26 protein-coding genes are annotated in these 26,699 nt (G+C 56.8%); 18 read left to right on the forward strand and 8 right to left on the reverse strand.

Features of this window, described 5'->3' with window-relative positions:
• On the reverse strand, positions 1 to 564 hold a 564-nt coding region (locus HMPREF2891_RS09645; RefSeq protein ID WP_186822289.1), incomplete at its 3' end, for a hypothetical protein.
• An 81-nt stretch (positions 565 to 645) separates the two neighbouring features.
• On the opposite strand from HMPREF2891_RS09645, the gene HMPREF2891_RS04835 reads away from it, so the two are divergent.
• The 4 genes from HMPREF2891_RS04835 to hemW all read left to right on the forward strand — a co-directional run bounded on the left by HMPREF2891_RS04835 (position 646) and on the right by hemW (position 5,550).
• Positions 646 to 1,479, forward strand: a complete 834-nt coding sequence (locus HMPREF2891_RS04835) for a hypothetical protein (RefSeq protein WP_146002481.1) — start codon at positions 646 to 648, stop codon at positions 1,477 to 1,479.
• Between the two features lie 110 nt (positions 1,480 to 1,589).
• Positions 1,590 to 3,434 carry a translation elongation factor 4 gene (gene lepA / locus HMPREF2891_RS04840; protein WP_034508095.1) on the forward strand — a complete coding sequence of 615 codons (1,845 nt, stop codon included), beginning with the start codon at positions 1,590 to 1,592 and terminating at the stop codon, positions 3,432 to 3,434.
• Positions 3,435 to 3,442: 8 nt separating this feature from the next.
• Positions 3,443 to 4,216 (forward strand): tRNA (guanosine(46)-N7)-methyltransferase TrmB, encoded by a 774-nt coding sequence (trmB, locus tag HMPREF2891_RS04845; protein WP_070617656.1) that lies wholly within the window; start codon positions 3,443 to 3,445, stop codon positions 4,214 to 4,216.
• Positions 4,213 to 5,550 (forward strand): radical SAM family heme chaperone HemW, encoded by a 1,338-nt coding sequence (gene hemW / locus HMPREF2891_RS04850; protein WP_070617653.1) that lies wholly within the window; start codon positions 4,213 to 4,215, stop codon positions 5,548 to 5,550. Before trmB ends, hemW begins: the two co-directional genes overlap by 4 nt.
• Positions 5,551 to 5,564: 14 nt before the next feature.
• Here hemW and HMPREF2891_RS04855 read toward each other — a convergent pair whose 3' ends face one another.
• The gene (locus tag HMPREF2891_RS04855) at positions 5,565 to 6,437 is read right to left on the reverse strand and encodes a DUF3097 domain-containing protein (protein WP_083309300.1); all 873 of its coding nucleotides are present in this window, start codon (positions 6,435 to 6,437) and stop codon (positions 5,565 to 5,567) included.
• Between the two features lie 159 nt (positions 6,438 to 6,596).
• Here HMPREF2891_RS04855 and HMPREF2891_RS04860 point away from each other — a divergent pair, with 159 nt between their 5' ends.
• The 10 genes from HMPREF2891_RS04860 to uppS all read left to right on the forward strand — a co-directional run bounded on the left by HMPREF2891_RS04860 (position 6,597) and on the right by uppS (position 16,538).
• Positions 6,597 to 8,048: a L,D-transpeptidase family protein gene (locus HMPREF2891_RS04860; protein WP_083309299.1), complete on the forward strand. Its 1,452-nt coding sequence runs from the start codon at positions 6,597 to 6,599 to the stop codon at positions 8,046 to 8,048.
• A 205-nt stretch (positions 8,049 to 8,253) separates the two neighbouring features.
• Positions 8,254 to 9,270 (forward strand): heat-inducible transcriptional repressor HrcA, encoded by a 1,017-nt coding sequence (gene hrcA, locus HMPREF2891_RS04865; protein ID WP_070617650.1) that lies wholly within the window; start codon positions 8,254 to 8,256, stop codon positions 9,268 to 9,270.
• Positions 9,271 to 9,293: 23 nt separating this feature from the next.
• Positions 9,294 to 10,406, forward strand: coding sequence for a molecular chaperone DnaJ (dnaJ, locus tag HMPREF2891_RS04870; RefSeq protein ID WP_070617647.1), 1,113 nt, complete (start codon positions 9,294 to 9,296; stop codon positions 10,404 to 10,406).
• On the forward strand, positions 10,403 to 11,134 hold the full coding sequence (locus HMPREF2891_RS04875) for a 16S rRNA (uracil(1498)-N(3))-methyltransferase (RefSeq protein WP_070664064.1): 732 nt from the start codon (positions 10,403 to 10,405) through the stop codon (positions 11,132 to 11,134). The genes dnaJ and HMPREF2891_RS04875 overlap by 4 nt, the downstream gene beginning before the upstream one ends.
• Before the next feature lie 36 nt (positions 11,135 to 11,170).
• Positions 11,171 to 12,181, forward strand: coding sequence for a PhoH family protein (locus HMPREF2891_RS04880; RefSeq protein WP_070664066.1), 1,011 nt, complete (start codon positions 11,171 to 11,173; stop codon positions 12,179 to 12,181).
• Positions 12,162 to 12,635: an rRNA maturation RNase YbeY gene (gene ybeY, locus HMPREF2891_RS04885; RefSeq protein ID WP_186822290.1), complete on the forward strand. Its 474-nt coding sequence runs from the start codon at positions 12,162 to 12,164 to the stop codon at positions 12,633 to 12,635. Before HMPREF2891_RS04880 ends, ybeY begins: the two co-directional genes overlap by 20 nt.
• A complete protein-coding gene (locus tag HMPREF2891_RS04890; protein ID WP_070664070.1) occupies positions 12,628 to 13,917 on the forward strand; it encodes a hemolysin family protein in 1,290 nt (429 codons plus the stop codon). Before ybeY ends, HMPREF2891_RS04890 begins: the two co-directional genes overlap by 8 nt.
• 2 nt (positions 13,918 to 13,919) lie before the next feature.
• A complete protein-coding gene (gene era / locus HMPREF2891_RS04895; RefSeq protein WP_070664072.1) occupies positions 13,920 to 14,990 on the forward strand; it encodes a GTPase Era in 1,071 nt (356 codons plus the stop codon).
• Between the two features lie 49 nt (positions 14,991 to 15,039).
• The gene (gene recO, locus HMPREF2891_RS04900; RefSeq protein ID WP_070617634.1) at positions 15,040 to 15,777 is read left to right on the forward strand and encodes a DNA repair protein RecO; all 738 of its coding nucleotides are present in this window, start codon (positions 15,040 to 15,042) and stop codon (positions 15,775 to 15,777) included.
• Positions 15,774 to 16,538, forward strand: coding sequence for a polyprenyl diphosphate synthase (gene uppS / locus HMPREF2891_RS04905; protein ID WP_070664074.1), 765 nt, complete (start codon positions 15,774 to 15,776; stop codon positions 16,536 to 16,538). Before recO ends, uppS begins: the two co-directional genes overlap by 4 nt.
• Here uppS and HMPREF2891_RS04910 read toward each other — a convergent pair.
• Genes HMPREF2891_RS04910 through HMPREF2891_RS04930 form a run of 5 tightly spaced genes read right to left on the reverse strand, consistent with a single transcriptional unit; the run spans position 16,535 to position 20,343 of the window.
• Positions 16,535 to 17,053, reverse strand: a complete 519-nt coding sequence (locus HMPREF2891_RS04910) for an SNARE-associated domain-containing protein (protein WP_034508062.1) — start codon at positions 17,051 to 17,053, stop codon at positions 16,535 to 16,537. The genes uppS and HMPREF2891_RS04910 overlap by 4 nt on opposite strands.
• Positions 17,054 to 17,057: 4 nt before the next feature.
• Positions 17,058 to 17,462 carry a Fur family transcriptional regulator gene (locus HMPREF2891_RS04915; RefSeq protein ID WP_070617628.1) on the reverse strand — a complete coding sequence of 135 codons (405 nt, stop codon included), beginning with the start codon at positions 17,460 to 17,462 and terminating at the stop codon, positions 17,058 to 17,060.
• Between the two features lie 4 nt (positions 17,463 to 17,466).
• Complete coding sequence (locus HMPREF2891_RS04920) at positions 17,467 to 18,405, reverse strand: metal ABC transporter permease (protein ID WP_070617625.1); 939 nt, start codon at positions 18,403 to 18,405, stop codon at positions 17,467 to 17,469.
• Positions 18,398 to 19,219: a metal ABC transporter ATP-binding protein gene (locus HMPREF2891_RS04925; protein WP_070664076.1), complete on the reverse strand. Its 822-nt coding sequence runs from the start codon at positions 19,217 to 19,219 to the stop codon at positions 18,398 to 18,400. Before HMPREF2891_RS04925 ends, HMPREF2891_RS04920 begins: the two co-directional genes overlap by 8 nt.
• Positions 19,216 to 20,343 carry a metal ABC transporter substrate-binding protein gene (locus tag HMPREF2891_RS04930; protein WP_070664078.1) on the reverse strand — a complete coding sequence of 376 codons (1,128 nt, stop codon included), beginning with the start codon at positions 20,341 to 20,343 and terminating at the stop codon, positions 19,216 to 19,218. Before HMPREF2891_RS04930 ends, HMPREF2891_RS04925 begins: the two co-directional genes overlap by 4 nt.
• 170 nt (positions 20,344 to 20,513) lie before the next feature.
• On the opposite strand from HMPREF2891_RS04930, the gene HMPREF2891_RS04935 reads away from it, so the two are divergent.
• The 3 genes from HMPREF2891_RS04935 to HMPREF2891_RS04945 are packed head-to-tail and all read left to right on the forward strand — an operon-like array spanning position 20,514 to position 23,975.
• Positions 20,514 to 21,902 (forward strand): glycine--tRNA ligase, encoded by a 1,389-nt coding sequence (locus HMPREF2891_RS04935; protein WP_070617616.1) that lies wholly within the window; start codon positions 20,514 to 20,516, stop codon positions 21,900 to 21,902.
• Positions 21,903 to 21,913: 11 nt separating this feature from the next.
• Positions 21,914 to 23,152 (forward strand): tRNA dihydrouridine synthase DusB, encoded by a 1,239-nt coding sequence (gene dusB / locus HMPREF2891_RS04940; RefSeq protein ID WP_261666840.1) that lies wholly within the window; start codon positions 21,914 to 21,916, stop codon positions 23,150 to 23,152.
• Position 23,153: 1 nt separating this feature from the next.
• Positions 23,154 to 23,975 carry a type I 3-dehydroquinate dehydratase gene (locus HMPREF2891_RS04945; protein ID WP_186822291.1) on the forward strand — a complete coding sequence of 274 codons (822 nt, stop codon included), beginning with the start codon at positions 23,154 to 23,156 and terminating at the stop codon, positions 23,973 to 23,975.
• A 41-nt stretch (positions 23,976 to 24,016) separates the two neighbouring features.
• Here the strand turns inward: HMPREF2891_RS04945 and HMPREF2891_RS04950 are convergent, their stop codons facing one another.
• Entirely contained in the window at positions 24,017 to 25,345 is a 1,329-nt protein-coding gene (locus HMPREF2891_RS04950; protein ID WP_070664082.1) for a hypothetical protein, read from the reverse strand.
• Positions 25,346 to 25,413: 68 nt separating this feature from the next.
• On the opposite strand from HMPREF2891_RS04950, the gene HMPREF2891_RS04955 reads away from it, so the two are divergent.
• Positions 25,414 to 26,688 (forward strand): deoxyguanosinetriphosphate triphosphohydrolase, encoded by a 1,275-nt coding sequence (locus tag HMPREF2891_RS04955; protein WP_070617606.1) that lies wholly within the window; start codon positions 25,414 to 25,416, stop codon positions 26,686 to 26,688.
• Positions 26,689 to 26,699: the final 11 nt, after the last annotated feature.

Consider the following 26,699-nt stretch of genomic DNA (forward strand, 5'->3'; position numbering starts at 1 on the left):
TTGCCGCATGGCGCGTTGTAGCGCTTCAATGCGCGGAAAGAACCGGGCGCTACGGGAAGAAAACTCTTCTCGCGCACGCTTAATTTTTGCGCCTTCCTTAGCCGCCATATCTTGTAGGTCCGCATACGCATCGGCTTTTGAGCCAGGGCGGCTTACAACAGAACTTTCTTGAAGAACCTGTTTGGGGCCAGACCTCGCAAATGCTTCTTGCAGTTGCCTGCGGCGCGCCGCGAAAAACAGAGTCACCCCCAGCCCAGCAAGACCGAGGATGGCGGGGATCCAAAATCCCCATGATCCGTATGCAAATATTCCAATGAAGCCCAGCAAGGTAGTGCTCCCCGCAGAAAGGAGCGCGAGATCAACCAGGATCCTGCCTGGAACAGTCACGATGTTTCGTGTCATTCTCTCGGTGCGAGCCACGTTGTCCTCGCCCTCATCCTCACTGACATGAAAACTACCGTCCGGGGCTTGCTGAGCCTCGTAAATGTGGGGGCGGGAGCCACGATCGTCACTATTTGGCTCCCAATTGTGGATCCAACCCTCGGGGCGATTTTGATCGGCCATTGTGGTTTGTACTCCCGCTTCGCAAATGGTTTAGATTGATTGTGTTGCCTGTATTTTAAGCCCTCTTGTCTGGGAGGACACTTGGAGAACCTGAATCTAATCTCAATGTCGGCAGTGCGTTCGGCAATGAAAGTGATTTACACGCCGGCCATTACGCTGGCGCGCCCAATCGGCCTGCGCAACGATCCACATACGGCCACCATCTTGCACATGGGTTCGCAGTTTCGCACAGATTTTGAGGGAGCGGTGGCGCAAATGACGCCGTTTGAGCGCCGTGATTTCGAACAGTGGCAGCAGAGTGAGGGAGGAGCGGCATTTCGGGAGTGGAGTGATCGCGCACTACCTCTGGCCGCAGCTTTGCAGATCGTCGAAGAGGCGTTCGAACAAGACGAAGCAGAAGACGCCCCGGTTGATCCAACTTTGCAACGAATGGTGGACCTTAACTGGACCTTTGAAACCCACGGCCAGTGGTTCTTAATAGTGGCGTTCATGGTTGGATTCCTCGCGTTCTTCTCAACGGGAGGGTTGACCGGGCCGGTGGCTTCCACAATCAGACTGGTTGCGGGCGTGGTGGCAGCTATCCTCGTGCTCGCATGGATTGGAACCAAACTGATGCCGTCGGTGATAGCCGTGCGGGCGCGCCGCGTGGGTGTAGAAGTTCCGAACCGTCACGCCAACTTGGAAGAGGCTGAACTTCCTATTTGGCAGGAGGAGCATTTCACCTCCTCGGCAAAAATCTTGAACTACGCCAACTGGGTGCTCTTGGCGCAGCCGGGGCCAGGTGGCCTCATGGACCTAAATGCCCCTATTCCGGTGGCACCTACCGCCGCGTACAACGAGCGCCAGATCGAGATTTTGAACGCAGCGAAACGCTTTCGCGAGAACAGTCCGATGCGCGGCCCGGGTAACCGCTAGATCGCGGCGGGGAATGCCGCTAGTTTAGTGATGTTCGCCCGATAATTCGGCTGGCGCCCCCAATAGTGCGACAATTGGGAGCAACTGCAGTTCAGAAAGGTTAGGTCCGGGTGGCCAAGATCTTAGAAGCCCAAAACAAATTGATTCAGCCGGCTCACACCGATCCGTCTCGAATCCGCAATTTCTGCATCATTGCGCACATTGACCACGGTAAGTCCACGCTTGCCGACCGCATGCTTCAAAACAGTGGCATTGTGGAACAGCGCGTGATGCGAGACCAGTATCTCGACCGTATGGATATTGAACGCGAGCGCGGCATCACCATTAAGTCGCAAGCCGTGCGCATTCCGTGGCAGGTTGATGGAGAGCCGTATGCGCTCAACATGATTGACACGCCCGGACACGTCGACTTTTCCTATGAGGTCTCCAGGTCTCTTGCGGCGTGTGAGGGAGCTGTGTTGCTAATCGACGCTGCGCAGGGCATTGAGGCGCAAACTCTGGCAAATCTGTATATGGCAATGGGTAATGACCTCACCATTATTCCCGTGCTAAATAAGATCGATTTGCCGTCCGCGCAGCCGGAAAAGTACGCAGCTGAAATCGCTGGACTTTTGGGCGTGGATGAGAGCGAAATTTTCCGCGTGTCCGGAAAGACGGGCGAGGGCGTTGCCGAGCTGATGGATGCGATTGTCGAGCAGGTTCCTGCCCCCTCAGGCGTTGAAGAGGCGCCTGCTCGCGCCATGATTTTCGACTCTGTTTACGACACCTACCGCGGCGTGGTCACGTACGTGCGAATGGTGGATGGGCGCTTGTCGCCGCGCGAGAGAGTCTCGATGATGTCCACGGGCACCAACCACGAAATCCTCGAAATCGGCGTAATCTCGCCAGAACCTATCCCAACTGAGGGGCTTGCCGCGGGCGAGGTAGGCTACATCATCACGGGCGTGAAGGACGTGCGCCAGTCGAAGGTTGGTGACACGGTCACAACTGCTATCCGCGGCGCCACCGAAGCTTTGGAGGGCTACGAGGATGCCAAGCCGATGGTGTATTCGGGTATTTACCCGATTGACGGCTCGGACTTCACAAACCTGCGCGAGGCCCTTGAAAAGCTCCAGCTAAATGACGCTGCTTTGACGTTCGAGCCAGAATCTTCCGCCGCTCTCGGGTTCGGCTTCCGTTGCGGCTTCCTTGGCTTGCTGCACTTGGAGATCGTGCGCGAGCGCCTTGAGCGCGAGTTCAACTTGGACCTGATCGCTACAGCGCCGAACGTAATCTACGAGGTCACCGCTGAAGACGGCACCGTGATTGAAGTGACCAACCCATCCGAATACCCTGACGGCAAGGTGCAGGAGACGCGCGAGCCCGTGGTGCAGGCAACGATTCTCACCCCCTCGGACTACGTGGGGCCCGTTATGGAGCTGTGTCAGGAGCGCCGCGGCCAGATGGGTGGCATGGACTACCTGTCGCAGGATCGCGTTGAGCTTCACTACAAGCTCCCTCTTGCCGAGATCGTGTTTGACTTCTTCGATTCGCTCAAGTCGCGTACGCGTGGTTACGCTTCCCTCGATTATGAGGCGGCAGGCCAGCAGGCTTCGGACTTGGTGCGAGTAGATATTTTGCTGAACGGCGAGCAGGTTGACGCTTTTTCTGCGATTGTGCACCGCGACGCTGCTTACGCTTACGGCGTGCAGCTCACCAAGAAGCTCAAGGAACTGATTCCAAGGCAACAGTTTGAGGTGCCGGTTCAGGCGGCGATCGGTTCGCGAGTTATTGCCCGCGAAACGATCAAGGCGTTGCGCAAGGACATGCTTGCCAAGTGTTACGGCGGCGATATTTCGCGTAAGCGAAAGCTGCTTGAAAAGCAGAAGGAAGGCAAGAAGCGCATGAAGTCGATCGGGCGCGTGGACGTTCCGCAAGAGGCGTTCATCTCTGCTCTTACTTCCGAGGCGCCGTAGGAGAGCCGATGGCGCAAAACACGCCTTACATGGCGCGCACTAAGTCGTTTGCCCGCCGTGGTCGCACGTTGCACGCATCCACCCAGCGCACCCTCGAAAAGCATGCGGATAAGTATGTGATCGAGGTGCCGCGCGATGGGGGATACACAACTATTGACGAGTCCTACCGCCTTGACGTTGCCGGCGAGTTTGGGAGGCAAGCGCCTCTGATCGTTGAGATCGGCACGGGCAATGGTGAACAGATCGTCGCCTATGCGAAGGAACATCCGCAGGTCAATCTGTTGGGTGTGGAAGTGTGGGCGCAAGGCATTGCGAAAGGTATTTCACGAGCCGTTTCGCAGGGTGTAGATAACATCCGTTTTATCGAGGTTGACGCCGCGCAGGCTCTTCCCATCATGATGCCACAGGCGAGCGCTACTGAGGTATGGACGTTCTTCCCTGATCCGTGGCGGAAGGCACGACATCGTAAGCGTCGCCTGGTCAATGACGCTTTTGCTTTGACCATCGCGAATCTGCTGGCAGACGGCGGAGTGTGGCGCCTGGCCACCGATTGGGATGACTACGCGTGGCAGATGCGTGACGTGATCGAGGCGTGCGAATACTTCGAGAATCTCTACTTGGGTGAGCGTCCGGATCCAGAAGATCCACAGCCGGAAAGAGGCGGTTTTGCTCCTCGGTTTGAAGATCGTGTCTTAACGCGTTTCGAGGAACGTGGGCAGATGGAGGGGCACGGCGCCCACGACCTCGTGGTACGTCGCTTGCCGCGCGAGGAATCCAATTGAGCCCGCAGCTACCCGACGGTGTTGCATGGCCAAGCGATGGTTACCTTGACCCGCATCTGGTTGGGACGCCGAGTAAAAACTTGGCCCTCTACATTCACGTACCTTTTTGCACGGTTCGTTGCGGCTACTGTGATTTCAACACCTACACCGTTGGATTTGGTCAAGGTGCTGACAAGGACAGTTATCACCACTCGGTAAATAAAGAAGTAAGGCTTGCCGCAGATCGGCTCCGCCCTTTCAACCACGAACCGGTAAAATCCATTTTTCTTGGTGGAGGCACCCCAACACTGTTGCGGGCAGGCCAAATCGGTCAGATCCTGCAGGATGTGAAAGACAACTTTGCCCTTGACCCAAGCGCGGAAGTGACCGTAGAGGCTAACCCGGACACAATCGACCAGGCCGGCCTCGAACAGCTTGCCCGAGCCGGCGTTACCCGCGTGTCTTTCGGAATGCAATCAGCGGTCTTGCACGTGCTTCGAACCCTGGACCGTAGCCACACTCCGCAGCAGGTTCCGCACGTGGTCAAATGGGCGCGTGAGGCCGGCCTAGACGCCTCCGTCGACCTCATTTATGGCACTCCGGGCGAGTCGCTTACCGATTGGAAGACATCGCTTGAAGCCGCTATTGAACTGCAGCCCGATCATATCTCTTGCTACGCCCTCGTCATTGAAGAAGGCACGAAAATGTGGGCTCAAGTGAGGCGCGGCGAACTCGCCATGCCCGACCCGGATGACGAAGCCGAAAAATACGAGCTTGCAGACGCTCTCTTGGCGCAGGCCGGATACGCGTGGTACGAGATTTCAAACTGGGCAAAGCTAGAGGACGACGAGGCGGCGGGAAGCACCAACCTGCAACACGCTTCGCGTCATAATCTGGCCTACTGGTTCGACTGGGACTGGTGGGGGATTGGGCCCGGAGCGCACTCGCACGTGGGTGACGTTCGCTGGTGGAATCGCAAGCATCCACGCGCATGGGCTGATGCGCTCGCGGGCGGCTCTGCAAATCTTGGGGCGCGTTCCGCTGGCGCGGAAGCGGGCATCGCTGCAGGTTTAGACAGCGCAGCCGCACCCCGCCCTTTGGCACCACTCGCATCTCCTGCGCAGGCAGGGGAGATTTTGGAGGAGTCTGATCGCGTCCTCGAGGCCGTCATGCTGCGCATCCGCACCGCTGATGGGATCCCAATCTCGAGCCTTTCCCCGCAGATTCATGGGCGCGTGCCTGTGCTCATAGATGAAGGTTTGATTGAAGAGGCGGCCGCGGGTGCAGGGATCGTGAAGCTAACGCTGAAAGGTCGCTTGCTGGCAGACTACGTGACGCGTGAGCTCACGGTTTAGGTTTTCCGGCTACCTCAGATCTGTTCGGCGCCGCCAACAGTGACGAAGTCAATCAACTCTTCTACACGGCCAAGCAGTGCGGGTTCGAGGTCGCGATAATCTCGCACGCGCGCCAAAATCGCCTGCCAACCCAGGCCAATGTCTTCGCGGGTTTCGTGCGGCAATCCCAGGGCGCGCAATGTTCCCACTTTAATATCGGTGCCGCGCGGAATGTTCGGCCAGGCTTTCAGCCCTACACGCGCTGGTTTCACCGCCTGCCATATGTCCACAAACGGGTGTCCAACCACCAGGACATCGCCCGGCCAACGCTGCATAACGGCACTCGCAATGCGTGACTCCTTGGATCCATCCACGAGGTGATCCACTAGCACGCCTGCCCGAGAAGTAGGCGAGGGGCCAAAAACCTCCAGCACATCCTCTAGGTTGTCCACGCCCTCGAGGTACTCCACGGCCACGCCCTCAACGCGTAGATCATCGCCCCACACCTTCTCCACCAGTTCGGCATCGTGCGTGCCCTCCACGAAAATACGTGATGGCACAGCCACTCGAGCTCTCTTTAGCTTCACTGCTTTCGAGCCCGAGGCGGTAAGTTTTGTTTCTGGAGCCGCTTTGGGCGCGGGCGCAACTAACTCAACTGGCTTGCCGTCAACCCAAAAACCGCCGCCGAGGGGGTAGGAGCGGCGCGCTCCTCGCCTGTCCTCCAGTTCCACAATCTGCATTCCGCCAGACTTCTCCACTCGTATAACAGCACCTACAAACCCTGAAACGGGGTCTTCTACTACCAGGCCGCGCTCGGCCGGCATAGGAACTTGTCGAGGGCGGGTCGCAAACGGTCCCTCACGGTGAGGGTCGGAAGCTAAAACATTGGATCCATAGCGGTCAATCACACCGGCAGACTAAGCGAAAATCACTCAGAATTCGCGGAAGGCATGCGCGCGGCGCTAAGGAAGAGCTAAAAGGTGATCAACACCAACATAAAACAAGTGTTTTTCGATTGAGGGAAATACATTTACATCGGACAATAAAGAATGTTTGTGGAAAATTGAGTGAGGCTTCGTGAGGTTTCGTTTATGTCTCGCACGTTGAAGTGGGTTCTTGCCGCGGTTGCGGCCGTTCTTGTGGTTCTAGGAGGATCGTCGGCGGCTTACGCTTCCTATTACGCCGATCGTGCGGTTCCCGGCACCCAGGTGGCTGGCAAGTCGGTGTCGGGTATGACCGCTAAAGAGGTCGCCGAAGACGTGCAGAAGCGTTTCGATGAGTTCAAGACGAACATCACGGTTGATGGTCGGGATCATGAGCTTAGCCTTGCGCAACTGGGCGTATCTCTCGACGAGGATGCTACGGCCTCGGCTGCGCTTACTCCATCGGCCACCGTGTGGTCGCGTATTCAGGGCCTCTTTTCTGCTCCAAATGTCCCTCTCAGCGTTGAGGTGAACCATGACAAGATTGCGCAGTTCACCGATTCTTTAATCGCAGAGCTGGGGGATCCGGTGCAGAATGCTTCCGTAAAGTTCGATGAGGGTACCGAGAAGTTCGCTGCGGTACCGGCGGTCGAAGGCCATGGCATAGATACCCAAGGTATTGCCGATCACGTCCTCGCCACTGCAAAGTCACTGAACCCGCAGCCGGCATCCTTTGAATCTAGTATTGAGGCCCCCAAGATTGCGACGGAGCGCGCACAGCAGGTGGCTGACAAAGCTAACGCGATGATCGCCATCCCGGTTGTCATTTCCACCGGTAACCGCGAGATTCTTCCAGAAGCCAAAGAACGTGCCGCGTGGGTGGACATCGAGGCCGATGGGGAGCAGATTCAGGATCCGGTCTTGAACGAGCCAGCGGCGCGAGAGTGGCTGGTTAACACCGCCACGTCCACCAACGATGAGCCGGTTGAAGGCATCCACAACGTGAATACGCGCGGCGACGTGGTGTCTACCGCCGAAGAAGGCTCGCCCGGCTACACCGTGAACAATCTGGAAGCGATTGCCGATGCTCTGATCGAATCGCTGAAGGCGGGTCAGCCCTACGAGGGTCTGCTTACCTACGATGAGACGCCGCAGCAGTTCTCTACGCGTCTCATTGCTCCGGGTGCGGAAAGTTTGGCATACCAAGCTGCTCCAGGAGAGAAATGGGTGGATATCAACCTTTCGAACGCCACGGTGACAGCGTTTGAGGGTGCTACTGTGGTGCGCGGTCCGGTGCCCATGGTTCCCGGCGCTCCGGGGCTTGAAACCGTAACCGGTAAGTTCCGTATTTACTTGAAGTACGAGTCGCAAACTATGCGCGGCCAAAATCTAGACGGAAGTAGGTACGAAACCCCAGACGTACCGTGGGTTACCTACTTCGTTGGTAGCTACGCCTTCCACGGAGCCCCGTGGCGCAGTAGCTTTGGATGGAGCGGTCCGGGTGGTTCGCACGGCTGTGTGAACATGCCCGTTAGTGAAGCCAAGTGGCTTTACGACTGGGGTGAGATTGGCAATGTAGTGGTCAGCCACTACTGATTCGGAAACGTAGCGAAAGCCCACTTCGGTGGGCTTTCGCTGTATCTGTAAGAGGATCCAGAATGACGAGGGCAGGGTGAAATCCGCCTTTGTCTAGTGCCGCGATTCACCCGCCAGCTGTGGAAGATGAACGCTGAAAGTAATAGAGTTAGCACTCAGATAGTTCGAGTGCTACAAGCGGCGGGCGACGGCGAGAGGAGCAGGCATGGCAACAGCGGAAAGGCGCTTTGACGTGCTTCGCGCAATCGTGTCTGATTACGTTGCAACTCGCGAGCCCGTTGGTTCTAATGCGCTTGCCAAGCGTCACGATTTAGGCGTTTCGCCAGCGACTATCCGCAACGACATGGCCGCACTTGAACAGGCGGGTCTCATTTATCAACCGCACACGTCCGCTGGTCGTATTCCAACGGTTGCAGGATATCGCGTATTCGTTGATTCACTCACGCAGATTAAGCCGATGTCAGGTCCAGAAAAGCGTGCTGTTGAATCGTTTCTTGCCGGAGCAGTGGATGTTGAGGATGTAGTTGAGCGAACGGTTCGCCTACTGGCACAACTGACTCGGCAGGTGGCTATCGTGCAGTATCCGCACTATGACTCTGCGACGCTGGTACGCGTAGAGTTGGTTGACCTTGGGCCTGACCGCACGCTTGTTGTAGTCATAATGAACGATGGCACTATCGAGCAGCGCGTAATTTCTGATTTTGGGGCTACGAGCGCTGAGATTGATGCGGTACGCGACCAGATCAACGAGGTGTGCCACGGCCAGGACCTACGCGATTTGCCGAGTCTGCTTTCACCGCTGTCTGTTCTTGGCGGCCCAACTGAGAAGCAGTTCCGCGCCGCTGTTTGCCAGACGGTTGCGGACCTAACTAACCGAACTGGTGAAGAACGGATCCTTGTTGCCGGCATGGCAAACTTGGCCCGCTCCGACGTGGATTTCACTCGTTCTATTGTGCCCGTCCTGGATGCGTTGGAAGAGCAAGTTACGCTCTTGCGCCTATTCTCTGAGGTCCCGCAAGGCAACGTAACAGTGTCGATTGGTGAAGAGAATGCGCACGTGGGCCTGGCGGAAACCGCTGTGATTGCAGGAGCCTACGGATCGCAAGGAACCAACGCCCACTTGGCAGTGGTGGGACCAATGCGTATGGACTATCAGAAGGCGATGACAGCGGTGCGCGCGGTAGGTGTGTACCTCACCCACTTTTTGCACAGTAATAATTAGTCGAAAAGATTAAAGGAATTTTGGTGAACGAAGACTACTACGAGATCCTCGGGGTTTCGCGCGACGCCGGTGCAGACGAGATTAAGAAGGCGTACCGCAAGCTTTCCCGTAAATACCATCCGGATATTGCGGGAGTTGAGCATGAGGAAACGTTCAAGAAGATTTCCGTGGCTTACGAGACCTTGTCGAATCCGCAAAAGCGTCAAGCTTACGACATGGGCGGTTCTGCCAATGCCGGCTTTGGAGGCATGGGCGGTTTTGGTGGCTTTGGTGACTTGTTCGAAACGTTCTTCTCTGCCGCTGGTGCAGGATCAGGCCCGGTTCCGCGTGGTAGGCGCGGTCAAGATATTCTGACCGCGCTCGAGGTAAATCTTGAAACGATTGCATTCGGATCGCGCGAAGAAGTAACGATTAACACGGCCGTTCGCTGTCCTACGTGTGATGGTTCTTGTGCGAAGCCCGGCACTTCGCCGCGTACGTGTTCTGCGTGTCACGGGGCGGGCACAGTTCGCCAGGTGCAGCGCTCACTCCTTGGCGAGATCATGACGCAGGCGCCGTGTTCGGCTTGTGGCGGATACGGCACGATTATTCCTGAGCCCTGCGAAGAATGTAACGGTGAGGGCCGCGTGCATTCCAAGCGCACTATCGCTGTGGATGTGCCGGCTGGTATCGAACACGGTACGCGTATCCGCATGTCGGGTCAGGGTGAGGCCGGTCCGGGTGGAGGAGGCTACGGTGATCTCTATATTGAGATCCGCGAGAAGCCACATCCGGTATTTCGCCGCCAAGGCGATGACCTCGTGGCCGATCTGTATGTGCCGATGACGTCCGCCGCTCTTGGAACAACGATTTCGCTTGAAACCCTTGATGGCGCTCACGATATTGAGATTCAGCCGGGCACGCAGCCGGGCCAGGAAGTCAAGGTTGAGGGGCTTGGTGTGGGCCGTATCCATAGACGAGGACGCGGCGATCTTCGCGTACGCGTGAATGTGGAAGTTCCAACCGGTTTGACCAGCGCGCAGCGAGAGCTGTTGGAGCAGCTCGCAAAAATGCGCGGAGAGGAAACCGTGGAGGCCAAAACCGGATCTTCTCAGCAGGGCTTTTTTAGCAATCTGAAAGAAAAGTTCAGTAAATGACCGCACCGGTTTTCTTCGTCAGTGACCTAAACGACGCCCGCAAGGCAGAGCGGTTTGAGTTTACCGGGCCGGATGCCAAGCACGTGATGGTGAAGCGCATTGAAAAGGGGGAGCGTCTAGATCTAGTAGACGGAAGAGGTACGCGGGCGCGTGCGCGTTTGGTAGAAGCCTCATCTAGCTTGGCGATCGTTCAGATTGATGAGGTGACGTTTGAACCAGAGGGCAGCCCACGCATCACCCTCATCCAGGCGCTGGCAAAGAATGGGCGAGACGAGCTGGCAATAGAGATGGCTACCGAGCTTGGTGTTGACCGAGTGATCGCGTGGCAAGCAGAGCGATCGATCGTGCGCTGGCAGGGCAAGAAGCAGGAAAAGGGGCTGCAGAAGTGGGTAAACGTGCTTCAGGCTGCAACCAAGCAGTCTCGGCGTGCTCGCGTTCCTGCCTTGGAGTTTGCCGCAAATGCGGCTGCCGCTATCGCCCAGGTGGAAGGAGCGCAACTGATCGTCATGCATGAGAGCGCTACCGAGCCCATAACTGGCCTTACCGATCTGGGTGCTAAAGAGTATGCCCTGGTTGTTGGCCCGGAGGGTGGAATCACGAATGCGGAACTCGAACAGTTTAAACAAGCCGGGGCGAACATAGTGTTGGTGGGCAGTGTCGTTATGCGCGTATCCACAGCCGTCGCCGCCGGCCTCACGTCGCTTAACATTGCAACCGGTAGGATTTGAAACGAAAGAGCTAGCAAGGAGCCTCGTATTTCAAACATGCAACAAACGGATGAGCAGACGGCCTCGGCGAACACGATAACTATCCCGGAACATCTTGATCCGGTAACGGTCCTTGGAGCCCAGGATGAGGTTTTAAGAAGTCTGGAACGTAGTTTCAGCGGGATCCGCGTGTCGGTGTTGGGCAATAAGATAACGGTTGAGGGGGAGGCCGAGTCGGTAACGCTCGCATCAGATTTGGTGCGCGAACTGGTTTCCCTAGCACGTTCCGGGCAGTATTTGAATGCGCAAACGGTTGAACATGCGGTCGGTTTGTTGGCGAAAACAGGCACGGCAAGTGCAAGTGCGGAAACAATTTTGAATGTACGCGGCCGTGATATCCGCGCGAAAACGCCGGGGCAACAGCGTTACGTGGACATGATTGTGCAAAACACGGTGGTGTTTGGAATCGGTCCAGCGGGTACAGGCAAGACCTACCTGGCTATGGCGATGGCCGTTAATGCGCTTCTTACGGGTGAGGTAAGGCGCATTATTTTGACGAGGCCGGCTGTAGAAGCGGGAGAGTCACTCGGATTTTTGCCCGGTACGCTGACTGAGAAGATTGATCCGTACCTGCGGCCTTTGTATGACGCGCTGAACGAGATGGTCGATCAGGAGGCACTTCCGCGTCTGCTGGCTGCTGGGACCATCGAGGTTGCCCCTCTTGCATACATGCGCGGGCGCACGCTTAACGACGCGTTCATCATTTTGGATGAAGCACAAAACACCACGCCCTCGCAAATGAAAATGTTCTTGACACGTCTTGGTTTCAGATCAAAAGTTGTGGTGACGGGTGACGCTACGCAGGTGGATTTACCTAACCGAGCGGCATCGGGGCTCGCAAGCGCGCGTAGCATTTTGCAGGGTATTGAAGGAATCGAGTTTTGTCAGCTAACGTCGGCTGACGTGGTTCGTCACCGTTTGGTCGGTGAGATAATCGACGCATACCAGCGTTTCGACGAAGCAAATGAGCAAGTTAGGCGGGGCAGGCGTGAGCGTAGAGGTCATTAACGAAACCGGCGTTGATATTGAAATCGAAGAGTTTCGCGACATAGCAGAGTACGTGCTGGCCCAGCTACACGTCTCTACTGATGCTGAGCTTTCGATCATGTTCATTGATCCAGAGCCGATGGAAGAACTTCACGTTAAGTGGATGGAGTTGCCGGGGCCAACGGACGTCATGAGCTTCCCAATGGATGAGCTTCGCCCCGGTAAGGAAGGCCAGGAAACACCGCCGGGAATTTTGGGTGACATTGTTATCTGTCCGCAGGTTGCGCATAAGCAAGCGTTAGAGGCGGGTCATTCCTCTGTTGAGGAAATGCTACTTCTGACTGTGCACGGTCTTCTTCATCTGCTCGGTTTTGACCACGCGGAGGAAGAGGAAAAACAGGTGATGTTTAGCTTGCAGCGCAAGCTCTTGCTGACTTTCTTGGCAACGAACCCAGTGGGACGTGCTAATGGGTAGTATTCCAATCGGACTGCTAGCTTTTTTAACAGTCTTTTTTGTTATTACTGCCGCGGTACTGGTGGCCGCAGAATCTTCTGTGGCGAGGCTTTCTCGGGCAGCAGTGGATGATCTGCTTGAAGATGGACATAAGAACGCTAAACGCTTGCTCGCGCTTGTGGAGGAACGGCGTCGTAGCGTTCTAGCTGCACGTGCAGGACGTATTGCGATGCAAACCGGCGCCGCCGTGGCTATTACCATCGCGTTCGCGCAGACTGGTTGGCGCTGGTGGGCTGTGCTACTCGCTTCGCTAGCTATAAACTGGCTGATCGCGTTTGCGGTCATCTCTGTGTTCCCGCAACAGGTAGCGTGGCGCAATCCGGAAAGAACGGCTTTGCGCACGGTTGGACTGCTAGAGCTCACCACCTCGATTGGACGTTTGGGCGCGCCGGCCCTGCGTTCACTTCGCAAGTTCTTCCCCGCTCCCGAACAAACTGAGGCGCAGGCTCGGGCGGAGATGACCGAAGAGATGCGCGAGGTGGTTGACCAGGTTGGTGAGACCGAAGGATTTGAGGACGAGGATCGCGAGATGCTCCGCTCGGTTTTCGAGCTGGGCCACACCTTCGTGCGTGAGGTCATGGTGCCGCGTACCGATATGGTTACTATCCAAGCGGACACCACACTTGAAAAAGCCATTCGTCTATTCATTCGTTCGGGCTACTCGCGCATTCCAGTAATTGGGGAGTCCTCCGACGACATCGTGGGCATACTGTATTTCAAGGATTTGGTCACCCGCGTTGTTGATAGGCCGGAGAATCGTGAAAAGCCAGTGCGAGACGTTGCTCGTGAGGCGCATTTTGTTCCCGAAATGCTGTATGCAGATGACGAGCTTCGCCATATGCAGCAACTTCGCGTTCACATGGTGATGGTTGTTGACGAGTGGGGCGGCATTGCCGGCTTGCTCACAATCGAGGATCTGATTGAAGAAATCGTTGGCGAAGTGATGGATGAGCACGACCGACGGGTCGTGGAGCCTGAAGAGGTTGAACCGGGCATTTGGCGCGTGCCCGCCAGGTTCCCAGTGATCGAATTGGGTGAACTCATGGGGCTGGACATCGAGGATGAAGACGTCGATTCGGTGGGCGGCTTGCTTCAAAAGGCGCTTGGAAAGGTTCCTCTGCCCGGAGCGAAGGCTGAAGCGCTTGGCCTTGAGCTTGAGGCGGAGGAAGCGATTGGTCGCCGGCGACAGGTGGGCACTATTCTTGCCACTAGATTAGAAAATGAACCAGAAGAAGAGAGTTAAACGTGCGTTTCCCCTCTGATGATGAGCTAATGGATGGCCCGAACGCGTTTGAAGGCTTCGAAGATGAAGACTTTGAAGACGCTGAGTTGATTGAAGATGATCCTAACGAGCAACGCGACCCCTCTGATACTGATGAGCGCGATGCGGGACTTATTGGGGCTGACTACGACGAAAGGTTTAGGGCTGGTTTCATCGCCATTGTGGGCCGTCCTAACGTGGGTAAGTCCACGCTCACGAACGCTCTTGTTGGACAGAAGATTGCGATTACGTCGATGAGGCCGGAAACCACGCGCCACGCTGTGCGCGGCGTTGTGCAGGGGGAGGATTACCAGCTTGTCCTGGTGGACACTCCGGGGTATCACCGCCCGCGCACACTTCTTGGCCAACGCTTGAACAGCGAGGTTCGTGAAACGCTTTCTAGCGTGGATGCGATCTTGTTCTGTTTGCCGGCGGACCAAAAGGTGGGACCGGGTGATGATTTCATTGCGCGCCAGCTACGCGGGATTAAGGCGCCAATCATTGCGGTGGCAACGAAGGTGGATGCGGTTTCTGACGAGCGAGTCATGAAGCACCTGTTGGATATCGACAAGCTGGGTGATTGGGAAGAGATCATTCCGGTATCTGCAATCAAGGGGCATCAGATTGATAGGTTGAAGCAGTTGCTTGCCCGCCGTATGCCGCTGTCTCCGCCGTTGTATCCGCGTGACATGGTTACGGACGAGTCTCGTGACACCATGATTGCAGAGCTTATTCGCGAGGCCGCTTTGGAGGGGGTGCACGAAGAGCTGCCGCACTCGTTGGCTGTTCAGGTTGAGGAGATTGTCGAGAGGCAGAAAAAGCCGGGACAAAACTACCCGGCGATGCTTGATATTCACGTGAACCTGTTTGTGGAACGAGATTCGCAAAAGGCAATCATCATCGGCAAGGGCGGATCTCGTCTCAAGCACGTTGGGATGCGGGCGCGCCGCGGGATTGAGGAATACCTGGGGCGCCGGGTATACCTGCACCTGCATGTTCGTACTTTGAAGGATTGGCAAAAGGACCCGAAGATGCTGGGACGGCTAGGGTTCTAGAGCCAAGCGTTTAGGCCGTGGTTGGCGCGGTTATGGGATAATAGAAGGTGTGAAGACTTACCGTGATGAAGCCATCGTTTTGCGTACGCAAGACCTTGGCGAGGCCGACCGTATCGTCACGGCGCTCACCCGCTCGAACGGTCTGAAAAGAGTTGTCGCCAAAGGCGTTCGCCGCACGTCGTCGAAGTTTGGTGCCCGCCTCGAGCCTTTTACTATCGTGGACGCGCAGTTCTATAAGGGGCGTAGCCTTGACGTATTAACGCAGGCACAAACGCTTCGGCCATACGGTCTGCAAATCGCGAGTGATTTTGAGCTTTATACTCGTGCCAACGTGATGGTGGAAACCGCGGAGAGGTTGTCGGAGGACGAAGCGCATACCTCTATGTACCTGCTCCTTTTGGGGGCTTTGCACGCCCTCGCAAATCGGCGCCATTCGCCGGATTTGGTGATGAACTCGTTTATGCTCCGCGCGATTTCGATGAGTGGTTGGGCTCCCTCATTTTGGGATTGCGCGGTGTGTGGCAGGCCCGGCCCGTCATCCTCGTTCAATGTGGTGGCCGGAGGCACGGTGTGCGAGGCCTGTAGGCCGCCCGGATCGTTAGCGCCTTCGCGGGAAGCGATGCAGTTGCTTGGAGATTTGCTTTCGGGTGATTGGCAAAGCGCAGATGCGGCGCCCGATTTTGCGCGGCGTGAGGCTGCGGGGCTGGTTGCCGCGTGGGTGCAATGGCATGTTGAGCGGCGTATCAAGTCATATAGTTTGATCAACTCACATTTGGGGGACGTATGAAGGTTGCACCGCCAGGGGCTGGCAAGAATCTGGCTCCAACGATTGACGGGGTGCCTCGTCACGTTGCGATCATTATGGACGGCAACGGAAGGTGGGCGAATGCGCGTGGCTTGGCGCGCAGTGAGGGGCACCGGGCCGGCGAGGTTGCGCTAATGGACACGATTGCGGGCGCCCTCGAAATCGGTGTGCAGCACCTGACCGTGTACGCGTTTTCTACAGAGAACTGGAAACGCTCACCCAAGGAAGTTAGCTTTCTCATGGGTTATTCGCGCGATGTGCTTCGCCGGCGCCGCGACGAGTTGAACGAGTGGGGTGTGGCAATCCACTGGTGGGGGAGGCGGCCTCGTCTCTGGAAATCGGTGATCACCGAGTTGGAAGTGGCGCAGGAACTCACCAAGGCCAATTCGAAGCTGCATTTCAACATGGCTGTGAACTACGGGGGAAGGGCCGAGATTGCCGATGCTATGCGACAAGTTGCGAGTGAGGTCGAGGCGGGCAGACTGAAGCCGGCTGGCATTACGGAAGACACGGTTGGGCGGCGTCTGTATGCACCTTCGTCGCCAGATGTGGATTTACTGATCCGCACGGGTGGTGAACAGCGCATATCGAACTTCCTGCTATGGCAGTGTGCCTACGCCGAGTTTGCGTTCAACCCCGTGCCGTGGCCGGAGTATTGCCGCGAGGAACTGTGGAACGATGTGCTGGCCTTCACCGGCCGTGAGCGCAGGTTTGGTTCCGCTGTGGATCGGGTGGAGAGCTAATCGGCAACGATTTCTGCGGCCCGGTGGCGTCGCTTCAAGATGGTGAGGCCCATGATGACCACCATCGTAGTGCATAGTACGAGCGCCCACGTTTTCCCAGCAGTTGCGGCTTGGCCGGTTTTGAATAGTCCGATGCCGATGGATGCGTAGAGGCAACCCCATGCGATGTAACCGGGGATTGCCGCAAGAGTGTAGGTTAACCAGCGCAGGCGAAGTACTCCGGCACCGGCGTGAACCACGGTTTGGAAACCAATGGTGAGGAAGGACAGAGGAATGATGAGCAGTCCCCACTTGTCTACAGCGTCGATGCCTTTTTGAACAGAGGCGCCTTCAAGCCACGCACGAACTTTACGCACCCACGGTTTGCTCGAATGCTCTGATTTAGCGAGAAAACCCCAGGTTCCGAGGCGGCCAAGCCAGTAGGTGCCCTGCGAGCGTAGAAAAACCACGATGGTGAGGAATAGGGCGATTCCAATGAATGGCCCATCCGCGATCCACTGGGGAACTCCAGGCATTTTTCTACTTACCTTCCTTGGCTTGGCATTGGGGGCAGAGCCCAAAAATCTCGATTGAGTGTTCCACGTCAGAAAACCCGTGCTTTTTGACGAGTACTTGCAGTATCGACTCTAGGTCGGATTCGTGGATTTCGATACTGGATAGGCAACGCCTGCACACGATGTGGTGGTGGTGTGATTCGTGGCCGCATGCGCGGTACAGGGATTCTCCGTCAGGGGCCATGAGGGTGTCGATCGAGCCTTCTTCGGCGAGGGTGCGCAGATTTCGATAGACGGTGGCAAGGCCAATCGATTCGCCGGCAGCAACCATGTCGGCGTGAATTTTTTGGGCGGATCGAAACTCGGTTGCCTCGCTCATCGCTTCGATTACGGCTTGGCGCTGGCGCGTGTTGCGTCTGGGCTTTTCCATGGGTCTACCTTTGTTGTTGGCGTTCGGGGTGCATGACGGTGGGCGGCTTGGCTACGGCTTTGCGTTTGCCGTGAACGCGGTCGATGAGGGGGCGGGCAAGGAAGACGATGGCGTAGATGAGGATTGCAAGTACAACGATGGCTGCGCCGGGAGACAGGTTGTAGAAGTACGTGATCGTAAGTCCACTGACCGTTGTGAGCATGCCTATCACCATTGCTAGAGCCATTGTTGACCTAAATGAGCGTACCAGGATTTGCGATATTGCAACAGGAACGATCATGAGGGCGGAGACGAGTAGTGCCCCCACAACTCGCATGGCAACGGCCACGGTGGTTGCGGCCATGATCGCGATGATGAGGTTGAGGAGATTTACGGGTAGACCTGTGGAACGCGCGAACTCTTCATCGTTGCATACGGAGTACAGTGCGGGAGCTAGTCCTATGCCTACCAGGAGCACGATGATGGTAAGGATGGTGATCGCCCAAATGTCAGAGTTGGTGACGGTTGCAATGGATCCAAAGAGGTAGGAGTTTAGCTGTGAGGATGTTCCTCCGGCTATGCCCATGAGGAGCACGCCTCCGGCGATACCGCCGTAGAAGAGCATGGCCAGCGCCACGTCGGATGAGGTGCGTCCGGCGATGCGGATCACTTCGAGGGTGACGGCTCCGAGTATGGAGATGATGAAAGCGCCTGGTAGGGCGTAGCTTTCAGGCTCCATGGCGCCCATTGCCGTTCCGGCAAGCCAGCCGAGAGCCACACCGGTAAGGGCGATGTGACCGATGCCGTCACCAAGCATGGCCAGGCGCCGGTGCACGAGGTAGGTGCCAACTACGGGGGCGGCAAGGCCTACGAGAATAGCTGCGATGAACGAGCGTTGCATGAGTGGTGAGGACAGCATGGTGCCCAGTTCGCTGATGAGGCCGGGAGCGATTGCACTATTCATCGTTGCCTCCACTGTAAATGTCGATCTCGATGTCTTCTGGGTGCGGGAAGTGGTGGTGTTCTTCAGCGTGTATATGAGGCGCCTCGCCAACGGGACCATCAAAGGTGACGTGTCCGGAGGCAAGGTTAATGATCCGCTCGATGTGCGGTTCGATGGGGCCGAGCTCGTGCAGGATTAGCACGATGGTTTTGCCGCGTTCTTTGGCCTGCCCGATGAGCCCGGCAAGTTTTTCTTGAGAGTGCCGGTCGATGCCGGCTAGAGGCTCGTCAAGGATTAGTAGTTCAGGGTCACGGGCGAGTGCTCTTGCGATACGCACGCGCTGGTGCTGGCCGCCGGAGAGCTCCTGTACGGGGGTTTGTGCCCGGTGCAAAAGGCCGACGCGCCGAAGTGCATCCTCGGCAATCTTCTTGGAGCCGGCTGCATACCACCATTGTTTAGGCCCAAGCAGTCCGGATCGCACAACTTCAAGGGCGCTGGATGAGACCGCAGAGGCAACAGAGGGGCGTTGCGGAACGTATCCGATCCGGTTCCACGGTACGGCGGCTCGACTAAACAGGCCTTTGCCCCGCGCGTTCTTGCCAAAAATTTGCAGATCGCCTTCGGTTACGGGAGCCGAACCCATAAGCGCTTTCACGAATGTGGATTTGCCGGATCCGTTTGCTCCCGTGATTGCTACACACTGGCCTACGGGGATTTCGATATCGAGGCCGTGCAGGATCGCGTTCGTGTCATACGCGACGTGCAGATGGTGGGTATATACGGCAAGAGCCGCACCTGGGTGGTGCGACTCTTGCGTGGTGTTTTGCAAACTCACTTGCAGTCGAGGCCTTTCTTGAGGTTTTCAAGATTCTTGGTCATTATCTGCAAGTAGTCTACGTCCGGATCGTTCTGTGTGGCACCCGGGTCGAGCACTAGAGTTTCAATGCCCAGGTCGTGCGCCAGAACTTCAATGGCTTTCGGGGATACATTGGCTTCGGCGTAGATAACCTTCACGCCGTTTTCTTTCACAACGTCGCTGATTTCTTTCAGACGTTGGGGCGAGGGGGTTACTTCGGGCTCAAGACCAGAAACACCCACCTGGTGTAGTCCCGTTTTGGCTGCAAGGTATCCGAATGCTTCGTGTGAAACCACGAAGGTGTCGAGGGCACAGTTTCCGAAGCTATTCGTCACGGACTTATCCAGATCCTTCAGCTTGGAAACTACTTCGTTCGTGTTCTTCTCGTATTCTTGCGCGTGCGAGGGGTCGGTTTCAGCTAGGAACTTGTTGATCTGCTTGGCAACTTGCTCCATACGTGCCGGGTCCAGCCAGAAGTGCGGATCGCCAGCCATATTGTGTTCGTGATCGTGGCCTTCGCCCTCATGGTCATGGTCGTGCTCTTCGTCTTCGTGACCGGCTTCGTGATCGTGATCAGCTTCGTGCGGCTCTGAGGCGTGGTCGTGGTCTTCGCCTTCATGGCTTTCAGCTTCGTGGTCGTGCCCCTCCGCCTCGTGGTCATGATCCTCGCCCTCATGGTCGTGGTCGGCTTCATCATCGTGGTGGTGATGGTGGTGCGCACCCGTTTCCATCAGCTCGGCGCTTTCGGTGACATCGAGGACGTGGCTTGGCTTCGCCTGGTCTACAGCCTCGTCAACTGCGGTCTGGAAGCCGCGCAGGTACACAACGGCGTCGGCGCCGGATAGCTCGGAGACGGTTTTTGGAGATAGTTCGAGGGAGTGAGCGTCGGTTCCTGGGGGAGTAAGCGAATCGACGGATACTAGGTCGCCGCCAATCTGCTCAACCAGGTACTGAAGCGGATAAAACGATGCTTTAACAACTAGCGGGTCGCCTCTTTCTTTCATGCCACTGTCCTTGGTCGCGCTGGAGGAACAACCAGCAAGGGCCAGTGCGGACGCGGCGCCTACTGCAATCAAACTCTTACGAATGTTCATGACAACCATTATCGCTATCGCTTTGTTGTGGATCAAGCGCGAGCGCCCAATGTGACGCAATGCAAGTCCGCCCGGAGTTGGTGCTTTCGATATTTCAGCAAACCCAACTAAACTTGAGATGATTCGTGATTGCGAATAGTGAAACGCACCAGCCAGGTGCGCATGACTCAAGGAGAAAAATGGCAAACCCGTCGCGTCTAGATTCCGTAATCAACCTTGCTAAGCGTAGAGGCTTCGTGTTCCCTTCCGGTGAGATCTACGGAGGTACGCGTTCAGCGTGGGACTACGGCCCGCTCGGCGTCGAGCTCAAAGAAAACATCAAGAGGGAGTGGTGGTCACGCATGGTTCGCCAGCGTGACGACGTTGTTGGCTTGGATTCCTCGGTAATTTTGCCAACGGCAGTGTGGAATGCTTCTGGCCACGTGACGGCTTTTACCGATCCACTTGTAGAGTGCCTTTCGTGCCACAAGCGGCAGCGTGAGGATCAGCTGATCGAGAATTATGCCGAGAAGAACGGCGTTGAAGAGGCTGACGTTACGCTCGACATGGTGGCGTGTGAAAGCTGTGGTAACCGGGGTAACTGGACGGAGCCGAGGGCATTCTCGGGCCTCATGAAGACTTACCTGGGTGCCGTGGATGATGAGACTGGTCTGCACTACTTGCGTCCAGAAACCGCGCAGGGCATTTTCGTAAACTTCGCGAACGTCATGACTACTTCGCGCATGAAGCCCCCATTTGGTATTGCGCAGATTGGTAAGTCGTTCCGTAACGAGATCACGCCGGGTAACTTCATTTTCCGCACTCGCGAGTTTGAGCAGATGGAGCTCGAGTTCTTTGTAGAGCCGGGCACGGATGAGGATTGGCACCAGTACTGGATTGATGAGCGCATTAATTGGTACGTAGATCTTGGTATCAACCGTGATCACCTGCGCCTTTACGAGCACCCGAGAGAGAAGCTGTCGCACTATTCAAAGCGCACTGTAGACATCGAGTACACGTTCGGCTTCAAGGGCTCGGAGTGGGGCGAGCTTGAGGGTATCGCAAACCGCACTGATTATGACCTTGGTACTCATTCGAAGGAGTCGGGCGCGAAGCTTGACTACTTCGATCAGCAGAAGAACGAGCGTTGGACACCCTACGTCGTTGAGCCGTCTGCTGGCCTCACTCGCTCGTTGATGGCGTTCCTAGTGGAGGCCTATTGCGAGGATGAGGCTCCTAACACTAAGGGCGGCGTTGACAAGCGCACGGTTTTGAAGCTGGATCCGCGTTTGGCTCCGGTGAAGGCAGCAGTTTTGCCGCTTTCGCGCAAGGAGCAACTCACGGAGCCGGCTCGTAAGCTCGCTATGCAACTGCGTCGCCGCTGGAACGTTGAGTACGATGACGCGGGCGCAGTGGGCCGTCGTTACCGCCGCCAAGATGAGATCGGGACACCTTTCTGCATCACCTACGACTTCGACACGCTTGACGATAACGCGGTGACGATTCGTGATCGCGACACCATGGAACAGGTTCGTATTCCGCTAGACGAGGTAGAGGCGTACCTCGCGCAGCGTCTTCCGATCAGCTAACGGACACAGGCTTGGTAGCAAACAAGTATCCCGGTGGTCTGCAGATTGGTCCTATCAATCTGTGGACCCCGGTTGTTTTAGCCCCCATGGCCGGCGTCACGGATGTTCCGTTTCGCCGGCTGTGTCGGGAGTACGCTGAGCGCGGGCTGAGCGAGGCTCTGACAAACAAGCTTGATGAGGCAAAGAAGGGCGTTGATGCGCCTGCTGGCCTGTTTGTTTGCGAGATGATTACCGCGCGCGCCCTCGTGGAAGGTTCACCAAAAACTTGGCGAATGGTTGAGCCCGACCCGTCCGATAGGGTGCGCTCGGCTCAACTGTACGGGGTTGATCCATACACGATGGGTAGGGCCGCGCAGATGATTGTAGAGCGCGACCTCGTGGATCATATTGATCTGAACTTTGGCTGTCCGGTGCCAAAGGTTACTCGCAAGGGCGGGGGAGCAGCCCTACCGTGGAAGCGGGACTTGCTGGAAGACATTTTGAAGGCAGTTGTGGCCGGCGCTGACAAAGGCTCAAAACTGGTGGGCCGAGACGTTCCCGTAACGATGAAGATGCGTATCGGTATTGATGATCAGCACTCGACATACATGGATGCAGGCATTATTGCCCAACGCAGCGGCGTGGCCGCAGTTGCTTTGCACGGTCGCACGCAGGCCCAGTATTACGCGGGTAAGGCAGATTGGCAGCCGATAACCGCTCTGAAAGAAGCGATCTCGATTCCAGTCATGGGCAATGGAGATGTATTCAAGGGCGCGGACGCGCGCGCAATGATGGAACAGACGGGGTGCGACGCAGTCGTGATCGGCCGCGGTTGCCAGGGCCGGCCCTGGCTGTTCACAGACATTACTTCGGACTTAACGGGCGCGGGTATTCCTAAGATGGCCCCGGATTTGCGTACCGTTGCACAGATTATCCGTGAGCATGCGCTGTTGATGACTGAGCATCTTGGTTCTGAGTTTGACGCGTGCAGGAACATGCGCAAACACATTGGCTGGTATTTGCGCGGCTATAAAGTAGGTGGCGAGTCCCGGTTGAAGCTGGGGCGCGTGAGTAGCTTGGATGAGCTCGATGAGCTTTTGAACAGCTTGGACTTGGATCAGCCCTGCCCGAAGTCAGCGGAGGGGCCGCGTGGCCGGAAGGGACACGAACGGCGTCCTCATCTGCCGCACGGTTGGCTGGATTCGCAGCTGATTCAAGACGCAGAACGTGCACAGGTTGTAGCTGATGAGGCGGTTGCAGATGGGGGCTGAAATGGCGCAAATGAAGGTGCGTGCCGCAAACGTTGAATTGGGTGGAGATCGGGCGGCGATTATCGCGCCGCTGATGGGCAAGAATGCGTCTGAGCTTGCGCAGGAAGCTCGCGCTGTTGCGGGGGGCCGTGGTGCCGACCTGGTGGAGTGGCGAGTAGACCACCTAAGCGATATTTCTAACCCGGTAATCGCAGGGTGCGCGCAGGTCCTTCGTCGCGAGGTAGACCTGCCGATCCTCGCTACATTCCGTACTGAGGAGCAAGGGGGCCGCGGTGCGGATGCCGATTATGAGCGCGTGGCGCTCGCGGTCTTAGAGGCCGAGGCAGCGGATTTGCTAGACGTGGAGTATGGCTTGGAGCAGCGTCGTCGCGTGGCGTTCAGCGCTTTCGAAGCGGGGGTTCCAGTGGTGCTATCAAGTCATGATTTTGGGGCTACGCCAGGTGCAGACGAGCTTGTTGCTAGGATGCGCCAGATGCAGGGTGAGCTGTTGGAGTGGTTCGAGCAGTTCCTAGATGACGCTGATGAAGATGCAGATGTTCGCAGTCGCGGCGCCGGCTTAGTGAAGGTCGCATACATGCCGGGTTCGGTGATGGATTCATTGCGACTGGCGGCATGTGCGCGTCATTTTGTGGATACGTTTGCGCAGGTGCCCGTGATTGCGGTTTCGATGGGGGAGCCGGGCGTGTTCACTCGGGCGTTTGCTGCAAAGTTTGGGTCTGCAGCAACGTTTAGCTCCCTGGGTGATGATTCCGCACCGGGGCAGATCGGCTTGGATGCGCTGGTGGGGTTCGATAAGGCAACGGGGTGCTTGAGCGCACATTAGTGCGGCCCCGCCCTATGATTTAGGCGCTCGCGTTCTTTGTCCTACCTGTTGGAGGCTTTTACAACGGGTGGTATAAACCACGCGGTGGTGCCGGGTGTGAGGGTGTTTTGCTCCTCGCGTTCAGCAGTGGAGAAAATTTGCGGCGGTCCGGTCCTTAGAACGGTTTCGGCGCCGGGCAGAGCCCACTCGCGAGTGGAATCCGAGCGGAGCAATAGCTCGTTTTCTAGGGGCACGAACACGTCTTCGTTTGACGTGTTGAATACACACATGACGCTACCGCTGGTGAATATGCCGACGCCTGGAGTTTGCCATGGCAGTCCGCTGACCCACGCGAGGTTGGCGTTGCCCAGGTCGTATTTATTTCGTAGCCGTAACGCCAGCTGTGTATGGGCAAGGCGGCGTTCTTCGATGGAGTTAATCGGAGGTAGGGGCCGCACAGCTACACCCTTGTATGTAACGTGCCCGCCAGAAAAGCCGAAAGGCAGGTAGATAGCACCGGGCAACGACGCCATGATGATGCGCATCGAAGAGCGCCTTGTGGTGTTGGTGCCATCTTCCCAGGAACCGGGGTAGTTGTTGGGCCGGTCGGGTTCCATGATGAGGCGGGAGTTGATGGCTTTCCAGACAGGGGGAACACCAATCTTGTCTCTTTCAAAGAGGGATTCTTCGATTGCCTCAATGATGGCTGCATCCGAGAATGGCGCGCGTTGAAGACGGTTATCTATGAAGTTGTGGATCCAGTCTTCCTGCAAGTGGTACTGGTATTGCTCGTGCAGTTCGGTGCGCGCTTCCGCAACAAGGATCTTTTCTTCAGAGAAATCTGCCAGTTCGAACATGAGGAGGCGAACGAGATCGGAGAACTCTTTATCACGCTCTTTCGCGCCAGGTAGATTCGGGTTTTCTGCGATACGACCCAGATCGATGCCATCCGCACCGCTCTTGAGTGCTTCGCGGGCTCTCGTGATGGTGGTGGCGGTAGACTCTTCGGCTCCGTAGAAGGGTTTGAGAGACGGAGTCAGGTCAGGAGCGTAGTCGCCACCAGAGAGGCGCACAATGACGCGCAGTCCGGCTTGCTTGCCAGCTTCGATGATCTGATCCAGGTAGACCTTGGACGTGTAAAAGTCGAGTAGAGCGGGGCGAAACACTACGCCGTCGAAACCGGTTTCCTTAATGGTGGGCATGATGGAGGCAAGAGGTTTTGCGCCGGCTTTGTCGATGATGCCGGGAATTTCGGCTATGACGGGAGCGTGCCACCAGGAGCCGGGTAGAGGTGAGCGCCTGTGAATGAGGTGCGTGCGCACATACCGCGAGTTTTGAACCGCTCTCGCGGTTTCTTTCTGAATATGTGAAGGTGCCTGCTCAGTGCTCATGGCTCTATTGTGCCAAAGAAGTACGTTGGTTAGAAAAGGTTGCTTGTTGTTGTCGATATGATTGGTCCGTGAATGTTACCAGACATGCGTATTCTGACTTTGATCGCGAACGCTTTGTGAAAGAGCGTCCGAAGTCGCCCAATCGAACCGATTTTGAGCGCGATCGTGCGCGAATCCTGCATTCAGCTGCGTTTCGTCGGTTGGGCGAGAAAACCCAGGTTCTTGGCCCGGCTTCGGACGATTCTGTGCGCACCCGGCTTACACATTCGATGGAAGTAGCACAGGTTGGTCGAGAGATCGGCAAGGAGTTGGGGGCGGATCCAGATATTGTGGACGCTGCATGCCTGGCGCATGATTTAGGCCATCCACCATTTGGACACAACGGGGAGAGTGCGCTCGATTCAGTTGCTGGTGACGTGGGCGGTTTTGAAGGTAACGCGCAAACGTTCCGCCTGGTGGTTCGCTTGGAGCCGAAGGTTGTTGGCACAGCCGGCGAGCCACGCGGCGTGAATCTAACGCGTGCTTCATTGGACGCGATCTGTAAGTACCCGTGGGCCCGCTCAGAAGGTCCCGATCCGAAGTATTCAACTCGGAAGTATTCGGTGTACGAAGATGATCGCGAATCATTTGACTGGATGCGTTCGGGCGCGAAGGGTCGCTGCTTGGAAGCGCAGATTATGGATCTATCAGATGACATCGCATACTCGGTGCACGACATCGAGGATGCAGTTATGACCGGCAAACTACCCCTCGAAGAGTTGCGCGATGACGCCGCGTTCGCGAACGTGGTGGAGCGTACGCGCGAGTGGTACGACAAGGATTTACAAGAAACGCACCTGCAGGCGGCGCGCGAACGCTTGTTGGCGATGCCGTACTGGCTCACTTCGTTCGATGGAACGTATGCGGACAGCGCGCGTTTGAAGGACATGACGTCACAGCTGATCGGAAAGTTTTGTTCCGAGGCGGTTGAGGCCACGCGCGGCGCGGCTGGCCGTCAGCGCGGGGAGGGGCTGGGAAGGTATGACGCGGATCTGGTTGTCCCTGACGAGACGGCAACCGAGATCATGTTGTTGAAGGGGATTGCCGCGCACTACGTGATGGCTCCGCGCGAGATGGAGGGGTCGTATCACCACCAGGGCGGTGTGCTGGTGGACCTCGTGCACATTCTGTATGAAACATCGGGGCGCCACCTGCAAGAGCCGTTTGCCTCACTTTGGCGCCAGACGCCGGATGATAACGCTCGTTTGCGCATTGTGATTGATCAGGTGGCCTCACTCACGGATCTTTCGGCGGCGCGCATGCACGCTTCACTTTGTGGCATGTTCGATACGCTTCACCTGTAAGCGCCCCTCCG

The sequence above is a fragment of the Actinomyces sp. HMSC065F11 genome (assembly GCF_001813085.1).
Lineage (GTDB): Bacteria > Actinomycetota > Actinomycetes > Actinomycetales > Actinomycetaceae > Gleimia > Gleimia europaea.